This is a genomic window from Hydrogenophaga sp. (assembly GCF_025699295.1).
In the GTDB taxonomy this organism is placed as follows: Bacteria; Pseudomonadota; Gammaproteobacteria; order Burkholderiales; family Burkholderiaceae_C; genus Hydrogenophaga.
The window spans coordinates 78,474-92,656 of sequence record NZ_JAILWB010000015.1 but is presented as its reverse complement, the minus strand read 5'-3'; the positions used below and the strand labels follow the sequence as shown (position 1 = coordinate 92,656).

The window sequence follows — 14,183 nt, the reverse complement described above, 5'->3', positions numbered from 1 at the left end:
GCTCAGGCGCGGCGCGGCCGCAGGCCCAGTTTCGCGAGCATGTCCATGTCGGCCGCCACATCGGGGTTGCCGGTGGTGAGCAGCTTCTCGCCATAAAAGATGGAGTTGGCGCCAGCCAGGAAGCACAGGGCCTGCACCGCCTCGCTCATCTGCTGGCGACCGGCCGACAGGCGCACGCGGGCGCGCGGCATGGTGATGCGTGCCACGGCGATGGTGCGCACGAATTCGAGCGGATCCAGGTCGGGCTGATCGGCCAGCGGCGTGCCCTGTACCTTCACCAGGTGGTTGATCGGCACAGACTCCGGGTAGTCGGGCGCGAGGTTGGCGAGCTGGGCCACGAGGCCGGCGCGCTGGCGGCGCGACTCGCCCATGCCCACGATGCCGCCGCAGCAGACCTTCACGCCCGCGCCGCGCACGCGTTCCAGCGTGTCCAGCCGGTCCTGGTAGTCGCGCGTGGTGATGACTTCGCCGTAGAAGTCTGGAGCGCTGTCGAGGTTGTGGTTGTAGTAGTCCAGGCCCGCATCGCGCAAGGTCTCGGCGTGGCCTTCGGCGAGCATGCCCAGCGTGGCGCAGGCCTCCAGGCCCTCGGCCTTCACGGTGCGCACGAGTTCGGCCACGGCATCGACGTCGCGGTCTTTGGGCGCGCGCCAGGCCGCGCCCATGCAGAAGCGCGTGGCGCCGGCCTGCTTCGCGCGCTGGGCGGCCTCGCGCACGGCTTCCACACCCATCAGCTTGCCTGCGGTCAGGCCGGTGTCGAAATGCACCGACTGCGGGCAGTAGCCGCAGTCTTCGGGGCAGCCACCGGTCTTGACAGACAGCAGCGTCGCCAGCTCGACCTCGGCCGGGTCGTGGTGCTCGCGGTGCACGGTCTGCGCGCGGTGGATCAGATCGGAAAATGGCAGATCGAACAGCGCGGCCACGGCGTCGACCGACCAGCGCTCCGTGGTGGCCGCCGCAGGGGCAGGACGTGGCACGAGGCGCACGGCGTGTTCGGTCAGGGTGGTGGTTGTCATGGTTCTCCTCTCGCAAACAGGGTCAGTCTTCGATGCCGCGCTGAGCGGGAATACCCGCCTTGAACGCGTGTTTCACCAGGGTCATCTCGGTCACGGTGTCGGCCAGTTCGATGATCTCGGGCGGGCAGCGTCGCCCGGTGACGACCACATGCACGTGGCGTGGGCGATCGCGCAAGGTCTGCAACACGTCATCGAGTGGCAGCCAGCCGTAGATCAGCGGGTAGGTCAGCTCGTCAAGCGTGACCATGAAGTATTCACCACCCAGGATGGCCGCGCGTGCCTTCTGCCAGCCGTCGCGCGCGAGCTGCGCGGAGTGCTCCAGGTCCTGGCTCTTCCAGCTGAAGCCGTCGCCGAGCCCTTCAATGGGCACACCAAGTTGCTCGAAGATGCGGTGTTCCCCGAAACGGGCACTGGGCACCTTCATGAACTGGAAGATCTTCACCAGCTTGCCGTGCACGTGCGTGCGGCCGAAGGCGCGCAGCGCCAGGCCGAAGGCCGCCGTGCTCTTGCCCTTGCCGTCGCCGGTGTGCACGATGAGCAGCCCCCGGCGCTCGCCTTCGGGCTTCTCGTAGCGTTTTTCGGTGGGCGGGGATTCGATCTGCATGAAGATGTCCTTGTCGTCTAACGGGGCAACGCCACCCACTGGTCGCCCAGCGGGTGGATGGCGATGCGGTGGTCGAAGACTTCCTCCAGCGCCACGTGGGTGCGTGGGTCGTTGCACGCGCCCTGGTGGGCCACGCGCCCTTGCGCCATCACCACCATGTCGTCGGCGTGCAGCGCGACGCCGATCTCGTGCAGCACGCTGACCACGGTCTTGCCACGCGCCACGAGTTCGCGCACCAGCAGCAGCCAGTCGGCCTGGTGCGGCGGGTCGAGGTTGGCCAGGGGTTCGTCCATCAGCAGCACGTCGGCATTCACCGCCAGCAGGCGCGCGAGCAGCACGCGCTGGCGCTCACCACCCGAGAGAGCACCCAGCGGGCGTTCGCGCCAGTCCCAGGCCTGGGTGGCGCGCAGCGCCTGTTCGACCGCCGCGCGGTCCGCCTCGGTGGGGGCCGCCAGCCAGGCCTGGTGCGGCAGGCGCCCGAGCATGGCGACGTCCCACACGCTCAGGTCGTCCGCACCGGCTTCGCCCTGCCCCAGCCAGGCCAGACAACGCGCGCGCTCGCGGCCGCGCCATTGCGCCAGCGGCCGGTCCATCAGCCGCACCTCGCCGCTGTGCGGCAGCAGGCCGGCGAGCGCCTTGAGCAGGGTGGACTTGCCCGCGCCGTTGGGCCCGACCACGCTGGTCCAGCGCGCGGCGGGCAGCACCACGTCGATGCCATGCAGCACGGGCGTGCCACCCAGCGCCACGCCGATGCCCCGGGTCTGCAGCGCGGCGCTCACAGGAACCCCCCTGGCCGCCGCCGGTGCATCAGCCACAGGAGGTAGCTGCCGCCAAGCACCGCCGTGAGCACGCCCACAGGCAGTTCCTGCGGCGCGACGATCCAGCGCGCCAGCACGTCGGCGGTCATCAGCAGCAGGCCGCCCATGAGCGCGCTGAGCACGAGCAGGCGGCTGTGCGTGGTCTTCACGATGGAGCGCACCAGGTGCGGCGCGGCCAGGCCGACGAAGGCGATCAGGCCGGTCTGGGCCACGGCCGCGCCGGTGGCCAGCGCGAGCACCGCCACCAGCACCGCACGCACCGCCGCCAGCGGCAGGCCCAGGCTGATCGCGGTGGCCTCGCCCAATGCGAGGCCATCGAGCACACGGCCCAGCGAGGCGGCCACCGCCAGCGCGGCGACCAGCATCACCGCCATCACGCCACACGAAGCCCAGCCCACGAAGCCGGTGCTGCCGAGCATGAAGCCCTGCATGGCCTGCAAGGTGTCGGGCGAGGCGATGGTGATCAGGTCGCGCGCAGCACCCAGCACCACGCCCACGATCACGCCCGCGAGCAGCAGGCGCAGCGTGTGCTGCACGCCTTTGGCCATGGCCAGCGTGAGCACCACGCCGAGCACCGCGCCCGCGAAGGCCGCGCCGGTCAGGCCCAGGCGCACCAGCCATTGCGTGGCGAACGGCGTGGTGCCGAACAAAGCGAGTGCGAGCGCGACACCGAGCGCCGCGCCCGATGCGCTGCCGAGCAGATACGGGTCGGCCAGCGGGTTGCGGAACAGGCCTTGCGCCACGGCGCCCGCCAGGCCCAGCAGCGCGCCGGCCACCCAGGCGCCCAGCGTGCGCGGCAGGCGGATGTCCCACAGGATCTGCCACGCCACCGGGTCGTGCCGCGCGCGCAGCACGCCGTCGAAGCCGGTGCTGCCCACGCCGGCGCCCAGCAGCAGCACGGCCACCGCCGCCAGCAGCAAGGCCGCTCCCAGCCAGAGGCTGTGGCGCGCCCCGCTCATTGCGCACCTTTTTCGGTGATGCAGCGCGCCATGAGCCGCGCCGCCTCGGCCATGCGCGGACCCGGGCGCACCAGCACATCGGATTCGTCGGGCGTGAAGACGCACACGCGCTGCTCGCGCAAGGCGCGGATGCCCCGCCAGCCGGGCCGCAGCTCCATGCCCTGCACATTGCGCGAGCCGATCATGATCAGGTCGGGGTTGGCGCGCACCACGTACTCGGGGTTGACGCGCGGAAACGGCCCGAGCGCGGGCGGGACGATGTTCTGCACACCCAGGCGCGCCATGATCTCGCCGATGAAGGACTGCGTGCCGGCCGCATAGCCCCCGTTGCTGACCTCGTAGTACACGCGCAGCGAACGCGCGCTGGCCGGCAGCGACTGCGCGGCGGCCAGCACCCCGGCGTCGATGGCGCGCCAGATGCGCTGCACGTCGGGCACCTCGAGCAACTGGCCGAGCTTGCCCATCACGCGCTGCGCATCGGCCGAGCTTTTTGGCTCCATCGCCAGCACCTTGAGGCCGAGCGACTCGAGCCGCCGCACACCGCGCGACGAGGTGGCCATGAGCACCACGTCGGGCTTGAGGGCCACGATGGCCTCGATGTTGGGGTCGATGCCGCCACCAGTGACGGGCAGGCTGCGCACCGAGGCCGGGTGGTTGGAATAACGGTCCACCCCCACCAACCGGTGGCACTGGCCCAGTTCGCACACGGTCTCGGTCAGCGAGGGCAGCAGCGAGACGATGCGCTGCGGCGACCGCGCCAGCGTCACCACCACGCCGCGGTCGTCGGTCACACTCACCTCGGCCGCCTGCGGCGCGCCCAGGGTGGCCAGCAGCCAGAGCGCGCACCACCACCGGCCGATCGCCGCATGTCTTTTCATTCGGGGTCCTTCAAGCGCAGGGGCAGACCGGCCGCCATCAGGGTCACACGATCACAGGCCGCCGCCACGGCCTGGTTCAGGCCACCCAGCGCATCCACGAAAGCGCGTGTTTCGCGGCCCAGGGGAATCACCCCCAGGCCGATCTCGTTGCCCACGAGCACCACCGGGCCACGAGCGGCTCCGATGGCGTCGCACAGGGACTTGGTGGGTTCGGAAACGTCTGCCGCGACACCCTCTGCGGGCATCAGCAGATGGGTCAGCCACAGCGTGAGGCAGTCCACCACCACCAGCGTGTGCGGTGTGCCGTGTTCATGCAGCGCCTGCGCCAACGCCAGCGGCTCTTCCACCGTGGCCATGCCGGGCACGCGTTCGGCGCGCTCGCGCCGGTGGCGCGCGATGCGTTCGCACATCTCGTCGTCCAGCGCCTGGCCGGTGGCGATCAACACCGCGCGGTGCGTGCCGGGCGACGCATCCAGCCACTGGCGCGCGAGCCCTTCCGCACGGCGCGACTTGCCACTCTTCTGGCCGCCAAGGATGAATTCGCTGCGCGCCACGGTCTCAGCCATGCCGGGCCATCCAGTCGGTGACGATGCGGTGCATCTGATCCACGCCGTCGGTGAGCGCGGCCGGTCCAGGCTGCAGGATGTCGGCCGACTTGATCTCGAACAGCTGCCCGTTCTTCACGGCGTCCACCTCCTGCCAGCCCGGGCGCGCGGCCACTTTCTCGGGCCGGAACTTCTTCCCGCACCAGGAGCCGATGACGATGTCCGGGTTGCGGCGCACGATCTCGGCGCCCTCGGCAATGATGCGGTCCTTGCCCAGCGGCATGGCGGCCAATTCGGGGAACACGTCGTCGCCCCCCGCGATGCCCAGCAGCTCGGACACCCAGCGGATGCCGCTGATGTGCGGATCGTCCCACTCCTCGAAGAACACGCGCGGGCGGCGCTTGCCGGCGGCCTGCAGCGCCCGCACGGCGGCACGGATGCCGTCGAGCCGGGCGCGCGCGGCGTCTATCCAGGCCAGGCCCGCGTCCGCGCAGCCCACGGTTGCCGCGACCTGGTACAGCATGGACAGGATCTGTTCCACGCTGCGCTGGTTGAACACCGTCACCTGCACGCCCGCGCGGACCAGCTCGGCGGCGATGTCGGCCTGCAGATCGGAGAAGCCGAACACGCAGTCCGGCTCCAGCGCGAGGATCTTGTCGATCTTCGCGCTCAGAAAGGCACTGACCTTCGGCTTCTCCTCGCGCGCACGGCGCGGGCGCACCGTGTAGCCGGAGATGCCGACGATGCGGTGCTCCTGCCCCAGCAGGTAGAGCCACTCGGTGGTCTCTTCGGTGAGGCAGACGATGCGCTGCGGGCCGAGGGCGGTGGTCACGCGGGGCCCCCTGGCAGGAACAGCGACGCCGTGGCCGCGGGGCTGGATGGGAACCAGGCATGGAAGTAACTCGCCTGTATCGACCCCACTCGGTACACGGCTTCGCCGGCACCACGTTCTTTGCCACGCACCGATTCGGTGTGCCCCACCGGCACCAGGGTGGACTCGCAACGCGAATAGTGGAAGGTATGGCCGCGCAGCACACCGGCGGCCAGGGCGAGCTGCTGCGGGCCGAGCGCGGCCAGGCGCTTCTGCATCACGACGCGACCGGGAAACAGGCCCCAGGTGGCCTGGGCCTGTCCATCGGCGGACACAAGGGACTCGAAGAGCGGCATCATGCCGCCGCATTCTGCCCACACGGGGCGATGCGCCCGCACGTGGGCGCGCAGGCTGTCGCACGTGCGTGTGCCCGCCGCCAGCGCTGCGGCATGCAGCTCGGGGTAACCACCGGGCAGCCAGACCGCATCGCAGGACGGCAGCGGCTCATCGGCCAGTGGCGAAAAGAACACCAGCTCGGCGCCGAGCGCACCCAGCACGTCCAGGTTGGCCGGGTAGATGAAACAGAAGGCCGCGTCGCGCGCGACGGCGATGGTCCTGCCCTGGAGCAATGGCGGCTGGGCCGGCTCCGCGGCAGGGGCGTCAAACGACACGGACCAGCGCGCCAGCGCAGCGTCATCCATCCGGCCCAGCGGCGTGTCGGCCAGCGCATCGGCCGCGGCGTCGAGCCGAGCCAGGGCATCGGGCAACTCCGCAGCCACCGTCAGGCCCAGGTGGCGTTCGGGCAGCGAGAAGCCTTCGTCGCGCATCACCGCACCGAGCCAGTCGCCCCGCAAGCCGTCGCGCAACATCTGCGCGTGGCGCTCGCTGGCCACGCGGTTGGCCAGCACACCCGCCCACGGCAGGCCGGGCCGGAAATGCTGCAAGCCGAAGGCCAGCGCGCCGAAGGTGCCCGCCATGGCCGAGGCGTCGATCACCGCCAGCACCGGCAGGCCCAAGCGCTGCGCCAGGTCGGCCGCGCTGGGATCGCCGTCGAACAGGCCCATCACGCCCTCGACCACGATCAGGTCGGCCCGCCCGGCGGCCTCATGCAGCCGCGCTCGCGCATCCGCTTCGCCCGTCATCCACAGGTCGAGGTTGTGCACCGGGTGACCGGTGGCCAGCGCGAGCCAGTGCGGGTCCAGAAAATCGGGACCGCACTTGAACGCCCGCACCCGCCGGCCGGCGCGCGCATGCAGGCGCGCCAGTGCCGCAGCCACGGTGGTCTTGCCCTGGCCTGAAGCCGGGGCCGCCACCAGAATGGCCGGGCAGGTGTGCGTCATCGCTGCGGCGCCCAGTTGAGCGTGACGTAGGCCGCGCGACCCGGCTGGTTGTAGCCATAGGCGGTTTCGTAGAACTTGTCACCCACGTTGTTCAGGCGCAGGGCCAGCGACCAGTCCCTGTTCACGTCGTAGCGGGCATGCAGATCCACCGTGCCGAAACCCGGCAGACGCCGCGTGTTGGCCGCGTTGTCGAAGCGGTCGGACACGAGCTGCATTGAGGTGCCCCAGACCCAGGCGCCGGTCCGGTGATCCAGGCTGGCGGTCAGCACCTCGTCGGCGCGGCGCTGCAGCTTGAGGTTGTTGAGCTCGTTGCGCGCGTCCAGCAGCTCCAGGTTGGTGAACCAGCTCCAGGCGCCCGCCGAACCGGCGTAGGCCAACGACCAGCCATCGATACGCGCATAGGGCACGTTGGCGACCACGGGCTCCCGGGTGATGAACCCGCGCACGCGGTTGTCGAACCGCGTGAGCTTCACTTCATGCCGTCCCTGCGTGTAGGTCAGGCCCGCTTCGCGGTTCTTGCCCCGCTCGGGCTGCGTGCTCGGGTTTCCGTTAAAGAACGCCGACACGTAGTACAGCGTGTTGAACGACGGCATCTTGAACGAAGTACCGTAGGCCACATGCGGGCGCCAGTTGGGCGTGATCTGGAATCCGTAGCTGGCGAAACCGGTGGTGGCGTCGCCGAACTGCGAGTTCTGGTCGCGCCTCAGATTGGCCTGCCAGAGGTGCCGGCCGGCCTGGCCGGTCAGGCCCAGGAAGGCCGCATCGGTGGTGCGCGAGTGCACCGCGTACGCCTGCGTGCCCGACACCGCTTCCTTGATCGACTCCGCGCCCACCAGCAGATTGCCCATAGCGATGTTCCAGTCATGCTGCAGCGTGATCTGTGTCTGCGAGGTGTTGAACACGTCTGGCCGCACCGTCGTGCTGAAGGTGTCCGACATGTCATCGCTGCGCGACACACGCAGCCGCGTGCGCGAACCAGACAACCACTTGCGCTCCAGGCCCACGCCCGCCACGCGGGTGGTGCTCTCCGTGCGCGCGTTGAACGTGCCCGGCCCCTGGTCGAACTGGCTGGTGCCCTCCGCCTGGGTGAAGTTGACGTCGGTCGACCACCCGGGCGCGACGGCCCAGCGCAACGAAGCCGAAAGGCTGTCCTGGTCGAAACCGTCCCGGTCCGGATTGTGGTTGCCAAAGGCCACGTTGCGATTGGTCGACGAGAAGCCGTCTTCGCGCAATGAACCCACGCTCAGGTTGTAGGTGAGGGTGTCGCTGCCGCCACTCAGGCCGGCAGTAACCTCGCGGCGTCCGAAGCTGCCCAATGTCGTGCTGGCCTGCGGGTGCAAGCCCTTCACACCCCGCTTGGTGAAGATCTGCACCACGCCGCCGACCGCATCGCTGCCATACAGCGCCGATGCCGGCCCCTTGAGCACCTCGATGCGATCAATCGCGCTCAGCGGAACGTTGTCCCACACAGCCGCACCGGCGGTGCTGGAGCCGTAGCGCACGCCATCAATCAGCAACAGCACGTGGCGGGTTTCCGTCCCGCGGATGAACAGGCCCGACTGCTTGCCCAGGCCTCCGTTGGCGGACATCTGCAGCCCGGCGTGGCGCGCCAGTACCTCGGACAGCGAACGGCCCACGGACTGCTGGATCACCCTGGCGTCGATCACGACAACGTCGCTGAGCACAGCGTCGGTTCGGGTCTCGATCCGCGTGGCCGTGACCACCGTTTCCGGCAATGAGGATTCGGCTGAGGAAGACGACTGGGCATGGGCGGCTGACGTACCGAAGCCTGCCAGCAATGCCAGCGGAAGCGCGGCCAGTGGCGCACGCAAGATGCGATGTTTCATGATGAAGGAACAAGCGACAAAGCCCTCACCATCTTCCCCGACGGTGCATGGGCGTCACGGTGGCGCAGCCGTTGCCGGACGCACCACCACCTTGTTGGCCGGTATCCGGGCTGACAGAACGACCTCCATCGCCTTCCCAGATGACACGGCGTGTCGTCCAGTGGCTGCGTGATGAAAGCTGAGTGACCGTTCGCGCATGCGCTCATGGCCTCTCGTCTGCTTACCGTTGCGGGGGCAGCGCAGGTTAGGTCCGATCGGGGTGAACGGTCCCTCCTGCTTCCCGTTGAACTGCGGCATGTGAACCACACCGCGAGCACCAACAGCCGGCATTCTAAGCCGCACCGGTCTGGGGCAACCCTACAATGTGAAAACTGCGAACCCGAACATGGCCGATCCCAAGCACCTTGACCAGATCACCGAGCGCGTGGAGCGGCTGCTGCTGCGCCACGAGGAACTGCAACGCACCAACAGCCTGCTGGTGGAACAGGTGCATGCCCTGCAGGCCGAGCGCGATACGCTCAAGTCCCGACTGATGGCCGCGCGCGCGCGGATCGATTCGCTGCTGGAGCGTTTGCCACCGGGCATGGCCGACGCTGTCAACGAAACCCGCAAGGAGCGATCATGAGCAAGCCTGGCAGCAAGCAGATCGAAGTGCAGATCATGGGCCAGAGCTACCTGCTCTCGTGCCCCCCCGGCGGCGAAGCCTCGCTGCTCGACGCGGTCGAGCGCGTGGACACGGCCATGTGCCGCATCCGCGATGCCGGCAAGGTCAAGGCGCGCGACCGCATCGCCGTACTCGCCTCGCTCAACCTCGCCTTCGAACTCTCGCAGAAAGAAGCCGAGAGTTTTCAGGCATCCTCGTTCGCGCAGGCCGAGAACAGCGCCTTCGCCGAAGCCGGCGGCGGTTTCGACAACGACCCGCTGGACCCACAGACGCAGGCGCGCGTGGAAGAACTCATGCGCCGCCTGGACCAGACGCTGGACAAGGACGGCCGGCTGCTCTGATTCGCCGCCCGTCACTGCGCGGATATTTCTTGACCGGTGGTCCTCGTCGGCCGCGGCCAGCACCTACAATTCAAACCGTCTGCGGTGCGCGCCGGGCTTTATATTTCCTTGAACCAATGCTCATAGAGCCCGGGCTTGGTACATTGCGTGGCTGGTGCGAGCGTCTCGCGTCAGACGAACCCGAAGCCACGCTGCCCTCGCCCACCTGAACCCCGGTTCAGGATGCCGGTCCGGCGGCACTTGCAGACACCTTTCATGTCACTTGATCCCCTGTTGATCGCAGAGCTGGCCGCGCTCGGCCTCGGTACCGGTTTCCTCGCTGGCCTGCTGGGCATTGGCGGGGGCATGCTGATGGTGCCCTTCATCACCTTCATCCTTGCGGGGCGCGGGGTCGAAGCAGATCTCGCGGTCAAGATGGCCATCGCCACCTCCATGGCCACCATCATCTTCACGTCCATCTCCAGCGTGCGCGCGCACCACAAACGCGGTGCCGTGCGCTGGGACATCGTCAAGGGCCTGGCGCCTGGCATCGTGCTCGGCTCGGCCGTGGCCAGCCTGGGCATCTTCGCCCTGCTCAAGGGCTCCTGGCTCGCGCTGTTCTTCGCGGCCTTCGTCGGCTTCTCGGCGACACAGATGCTGCTGAACAAAAAACCCGCGGCCACGCGCACCCTGCCCGCCACACCGGGCCTGGTCGGCGCGGGAGGCGTCATCGGCATGCTCTCGGGGCTGGTGGGCGCGGGTGGCGGTTTTGTCAGCGTGCCCTTCATGACCTGGTGCAACGTGAGCATCCACAACGCCGTGGCGACCAGCGCGGCACTGGGCTTTCCCATCGCGCTGGCCAATGCCGTGGGCTACGTCATCGCCGGTCAGGGCCTGCAGAATCTGCCCAGTGGATCGGTGGGCTACATCTACCTGCCCGCGCTGGCCATCATTGCCAGCGTCAGCGTGCTGATGGCGCCGTTGGGCGTGAGGGCGGCGCACGCGCTGCCGGTGCATTCGCTCAAGCGCGTGTTCGCCGGCTTGCTGTACATGCTGGCCGCCTACATGCTCTACAAGGGCATCACGGCCTGATCCCGCCGGTCAGGCCAGCGCGTGGTCGGCGATGACGATGCCGTCCTCGTCGGCATAGAGCCAGTCGCCCGGGCGCACCCACACGCCCTGGATCTGCACCGCCACGTCGCGCTGGCCTTCGTTGCGCTTCTCGGTCGGCAGCGGCATGGATGCCAGTGCGCGGATGCCCACCTGGCACGCGGCGAGTTCGGCCACGTCGCGCACGCAGCCATCGATCACCACGCCCGCCCAGCCGTTGCGCGCGGCCGCGGCCCCCAGGTTGCCACCCAGCAGCGCGCGGCGCAGCGAGGCGGCGCCATCGACCACGAGCACACGGCCTTCGCCCGGGCTGTCCACCGCAGCCTTCACGAGCGAGTTGTCCTCGAAGCATTTGACTGTCACCACCGGTCCCGCGAAACGGCGCAGCGCGCCGAAATCGCGGAACACCGGCGGCAGCACGCGAAACGCACCAGTGCTGTCTCCTTTGTGCGCATCGCACAGATCGCAGGTGGCCAATAGATGGGTGCTTTTCATGGTGAACACTCGCAGAAAAAGCCTGGGGAAATCAGCGCTGGATTTGAGCAGAAACGCGCGGCACGGCAGGCGCTGGGCCGCTCGCAGCGGAGGAAGTGTTGTTTTCCCCGCCAAAAACCTGCATTCCCCCTGCGCAAAGCTTGAAAAAACAGCGCTGCCCACCTTGGATTGCGGGTGCAACTCCTTTAGCATCCGAGACACCCGTGAGAAAGCGCGTTTTCCACGGGGGATTCGTCAACTTCTAGAAGGAAATTCATCATGGCAACTGCGAAAAAAGCGCCCGCTAAAAAAGCGGCTCCGGCCAAAAAGGCCGCTGTGAAGAAGGCCGCTCCGGCCAAGAAGGTCGTCGCGAAGAAGGCCGCTCCGGCCAAGAAGGCGGCTCCAGCCAAGAAGGCCGCTCCGGCCAAGAAGGTCGCTGCGAAGAAGGCTCCTGCCAAGAAGCGCACGCCCAACGCCGCGTTCATGAAGGCACTGACCCCCAGCGCCGCCCTGGCCGCGATCGTGGGCAGCAATCCGCTGCCGCGCACCGAAGTCACCAAGAAGATCTGGGACTACATCAAGAAGAACAAGCTGCAGGACTCGGTCAACCGCCGCATGATCAACGCCGATGCCAAGCTGAAGGAAATCTTCAAGAAGGCCCAGGCGTCCATGTTCGAGATGACCAAGCTGGTCAACGCGCATCTGAAGTGATCCTGACGCTCACGTCCTCCGTGGACGTGGCAAGGAGTCCCGAGCAAGGCCGACGCAAGTCGGCCTTGCCGTTTTTGCGCTGCCCTGTGGCCCGGTTTCGCGCCAGACATGTGAAAATCTGCAACAACCTTTTGATACCCCCCCAGGCATGACCGTCAGCCCCCAACCGACCGACACCGCAGAACCTGCGCAGCAGGACGTCCTGTCGGCCATGCCGCTGCCCCAGCAGCGGCACAAGGTGGTGCTGGTGATCGACCTGGTCGAGTCCGTGCGGCTCATGGCCGCCAACGAAGCCGCCGTGGTCAACCAGTGGCGCGGCTTCATACACCACGCCACCTCGCAAGTCCTGCCCACGTGCCGCGGCCGCCTCGTCAAGAGCCTGGGCGACGGTCTGCTCGCCGAGTTCGACCAGCCCACCGAGGCCGTGCAAGCCGCGCTGGCCCTGCACAAGTACTTCGACCCGCTCAACCAGACCCTGCCCCCCGCACAGCAGCTCCACCTGCGCGCCGGGCTCAACGCCACGAACCTGTACGTGGACGAGAACGACGTGTACGGCCACGGCGTGAACCTGGCGGCGCGTGTGGCCGACCTTGCATCGCCCGGCGAGACCCTGGTCACCACCAGCGTGTTCGACGGCATCGTGGTCGGTGTCGACGCCGAGGTGGAAGACCGCGGCGAGAGCTACCTCAAGCACTGGCCCGAGCCGGTGCGCACCTGGATGCTGTACCCGGTGTCCGGAACGTCGGCTGCCGCGCGCCCACGCGTGCCCGAAGGCCCCGCCACCGATTTCCGCCCGGCGATCGCCGTCGTGCCGTTCGAGACCCGCAGCCACGCGGCAGAACAGTTCGTCATCGGCGAGCTGATCGCCGACGGCGTGATTGCCCAGCTCTCGCGCAGCCAGAACCTGCGCGTGATCTCGCGCATGTCCACCACCGCGTTCCGCGGCCGCAAGAGCAGCGCCGACCAGATCGGCCAGCACCTGGACGCGACCTTCGTGCTGGGCGGCAGCTACGTGACCTACGGCGACAAGGTCGTCATCATGGCCGAGCTGTCCGACCGCAAGCGCGGCGAAGTGATCTGGGCCGAGCGCCTCACCGGCGACACGCGCGACCTGCTCGAAGCCCAGAGCAGCCTGCTCGACGCGCTGTGTTCGGCCTGCGCCAAGGCCCTGCTCAACGACGTGGTGCAGCGCACTCTGGTGCTGCCCGTGCCCCAGCTCGACAGCAACGCGCTCATGCTCGGCGGCATCACGCTCATGCACCGGTCCACACCGCGCGACCTGCAGCGCAGCCACCAGTTGCTCGAAGCCGTGGTGGCGCGCCACAAGCGCGTGGCCACGCCCTGGGCCTGGCTGGCCAAGTGGCACATCATGCAGGTGGTGCAGGGCCTCTCGGGCGAACCTGCGCGCGACTTCCAGCGCGCCATCGACACCGCCGACCGCGCGCTCGACCTGGAGCCCGCGAGCTCGCTGGCCATGGCCATCAAGGGGCATGCGCTGTGCCACCTGGGGGAGGATGTGGACGCGTCGCACCGCCTGCTGCAGGAAGCCACGCAGAGCAATCCGAACGATCCGATGGCCTGGCTGTACAACAGCGTGTGGTCGACGATGTGGGGCACGCCCGAAGACTCGATGACCGAGGCCGAGAACGCCCTGCACCTCTCGCCACTGGACCCGCAGAAGTACTACTTCGAAATGATGCTGGCCAACAGCTATCTGGCCATGGGACGACTGGACGAGGCCGTGGCGCTGTGCCGCTCCTCCCTGGCCAAGAACCGCTACCACCTGCCGACTCTGCGGGCCATGCTGATTGCCCAGTACGAGCTCGGACAGGCGAAAGAGGCGCGCGAGACGTATGACCTGATCCTGGCCCTGCAGCCCGATCTCACATTGACGAAGTACACGGCTGCTGGCAGCCACAGTCGACTGCGACAGCGCGGTGCAAAGGTTTTCGCGGAGCTGGGGCTGCGCCAGCATTGAACTCAACCCGTCAACAGGAGGAAACAACATGAGCGGTGGAGCAAGTGGAGGCGCGAGTGGAGGCGCGAGTGGAGGCGCGAGTGGAGGCGCGAGTGGAGGCGCAAGTGGAGG

At 68.3% G+C, this 14,183-nt stretch carries 15 protein-coding genes, 1 other RNA gene and 1 riboswitch; of the genes, 6 read left to right on the top strand and 10 right to left on the bottom strand.

What is annotated here, in order from left to right; all coding sequences use genetic code 11:
* Window positions 1–2: 2 nt before the first annotated feature.
* The 9 genes from bioB to K5880_RS16635 are packed head-to-tail and all read right to left on the bottom strand — an operon-like array spanning window position 3 to window position 8,815.
* Window positions 3–1,013, bottom strand: a complete 1,011-nt coding sequence (bioB, locus tag K5880_RS16675) for a biotin synthase BioB (protein ID WP_297654805.1) — start codon at window positions 1,011–1,013, stop codon at window positions 3–5.
* Window positions 1,014–1,035: 22 nt separating this feature from the next.
* Window positions 1,036–1,617: a cob(I)yrinic acid a,c-diamide adenosyltransferase gene (gene cobO / locus K5880_RS16670; protein ID WP_297654803.1), complete on the bottom strand. Its 582-nt coding sequence runs from the start codon at window positions 1,615–1,617 to the stop codon at window positions 1,036–1,038.
* Between the two features lie 17 nt (window positions 1,618–1,634).
* Complete coding sequence (locus K5880_RS16665; RefSeq protein ID WP_297654800.1) at window positions 1,635–2,396, bottom strand: ABC transporter ATP-binding protein; 762 nt, start codon at window positions 2,394–2,396, stop codon at window positions 1,635–1,637.
* Entirely contained in the window at window positions 2,393–3,394 is a 1,002-nt protein-coding gene (locus K5880_RS16660) for an iron ABC transporter permease (protein WP_297654798.1), read from the bottom strand. Before K5880_RS16660 ends, K5880_RS16665 begins: the two co-directional genes overlap by 4 nt.
* Window positions 3,391–4,272, bottom strand: a complete 882-nt coding sequence (locus K5880_RS16655) for an ABC transporter substrate-binding protein (RefSeq protein ID WP_297654795.1) — start codon at window positions 4,270–4,272, stop codon at window positions 3,391–3,393. The genes K5880_RS16660 and K5880_RS16655 overlap by 4 nt, the downstream gene beginning before the upstream one ends.
* Window positions 4,269–4,838, bottom strand: a complete 570-nt coding sequence (locus K5880_RS16650) for a bifunctional adenosylcobinamide kinase/adenosylcobinamide-phosphate guanylyltransferase (RefSeq protein ID WP_297654791.1) — start codon at window positions 4,836–4,838, stop codon at window positions 4,269–4,271. Before K5880_RS16650 ends, K5880_RS16655 begins: the two co-directional genes overlap by 4 nt.
* Entirely contained in the window at window positions 4,831–5,649 is an 819-nt protein-coding gene (locus tag K5880_RS16645; protein WP_297654787.1) for a cobalamin-binding protein, read from the bottom strand. Before K5880_RS16645 ends, K5880_RS16650 begins: the two co-directional genes overlap by 8 nt.
* On the bottom strand, window positions 5,646–6,968 hold the full coding sequence (locus K5880_RS16640; protein ID WP_297654784.1) for a cobyrinate a,c-diamide synthase: 1,323 nt from the start codon (window positions 6,966–6,968) through the stop codon (window positions 5,646–5,648). Before K5880_RS16640 ends, K5880_RS16645 begins: the two co-directional genes overlap by 4 nt.
* Window positions 6,965–8,815 carry a TonB-dependent receptor gene (locus K5880_RS16635; protein ID WP_297654782.1) on the bottom strand — a complete coding sequence of 617 codons (1,851 nt, stop codon included), beginning with the start codon at window positions 8,813–8,815 and terminating at the stop codon, window positions 6,965–6,967. Before K5880_RS16635 ends, K5880_RS16640 begins: the two co-directional genes overlap by 4 nt.
* A gap of 78 nt (window positions 8,816–8,893) precedes the next feature.
* Window positions 8,894–9,151: riboswitch (cobalamin riboswitch) on the bottom strand.
* Between the two features lie 49 nt (window positions 9,152–9,200).
* Here K5880_RS16635 and K5880_RS16630 point away from each other — a divergent pair.
* The 4 genes from K5880_RS16630 (at window position 9,201) to K5880_RS16615 (ending at window position 10,891) form a co-directional block, all read left to right on the top strand.
* Window positions 9,201–9,440 carry a DUF904 domain-containing protein gene (locus K5880_RS16630; protein ID WP_297654779.1) on the top strand — a complete coding sequence of 80 codons (240 nt, stop codon included), beginning with the start codon at window positions 9,201–9,203 and terminating at the stop codon, window positions 9,438–9,440.
* On the top strand, window positions 9,437–9,820 hold the full coding sequence (locus K5880_RS16625; protein WP_297654776.1) for a cell division protein ZapA: 384 nt from the start codon (window positions 9,437–9,439) through the stop codon (window positions 9,818–9,820). Before K5880_RS16630 ends, K5880_RS16625 begins: the two co-directional genes overlap by 4 nt.
* Before the next feature lie 73 nt (window positions 9,821–9,893).
* Window positions 9,894–10,073: non-coding RNA, 6S RNA (gene ssrS / locus K5880_RS16620), on the top strand.
* A gap of 2 nt (window positions 10,074–10,075) precedes the next feature.
* The gene (locus tag K5880_RS16615) at window positions 10,076–10,891 is read left to right on the top strand and encodes a sulfite exporter TauE/SafE family protein (protein ID WP_297654771.1); all 816 of its coding nucleotides are present in this window, start codon (window positions 10,076–10,078) and stop codon (window positions 10,889–10,891) included.
* A gap of 9 nt (window positions 10,892–10,900) precedes the next feature.
* On the opposite strand, the gene rraA is transcribed toward K5880_RS16615, so the two are convergent.
* Complete coding sequence (gene rraA / locus K5880_RS16610) at window positions 10,901–11,404, bottom strand: ribonuclease E activity regulator RraA (protein WP_297654768.1); 504 nt, start codon at window positions 11,402–11,404, stop codon at window positions 10,901–10,903.
* Between the two features lie 258 nt (window positions 11,405–11,662).
* Here rraA and K5880_RS16605 point away from each other — a divergent pair, with 258 nt between their 5' ends.
* Together K5880_RS16605 and K5880_RS16600 are read left to right on the top strand one after the other, a co-directional pair.
* Window positions 11,663–12,094: an SWIB/MDM2 domain-containing protein gene (locus tag K5880_RS16605; RefSeq protein WP_297654766.1), complete on the top strand. Its 432-nt coding sequence runs from the start codon at window positions 11,663–11,665 to the stop codon at window positions 12,092–12,094.
* A gap of 148 nt (window positions 12,095–12,242) precedes the next feature.
* Window positions 12,243–14,072: a tetratricopeptide repeat protein gene (locus tag K5880_RS16600; protein ID WP_297654763.1), complete on the top strand. Its 1,830-nt coding sequence runs from the start codon at window positions 12,243–12,245 to the stop codon at window positions 14,070–14,072.
* Window positions 14,073–14,183 lie beyond the last annotated feature (111 nt).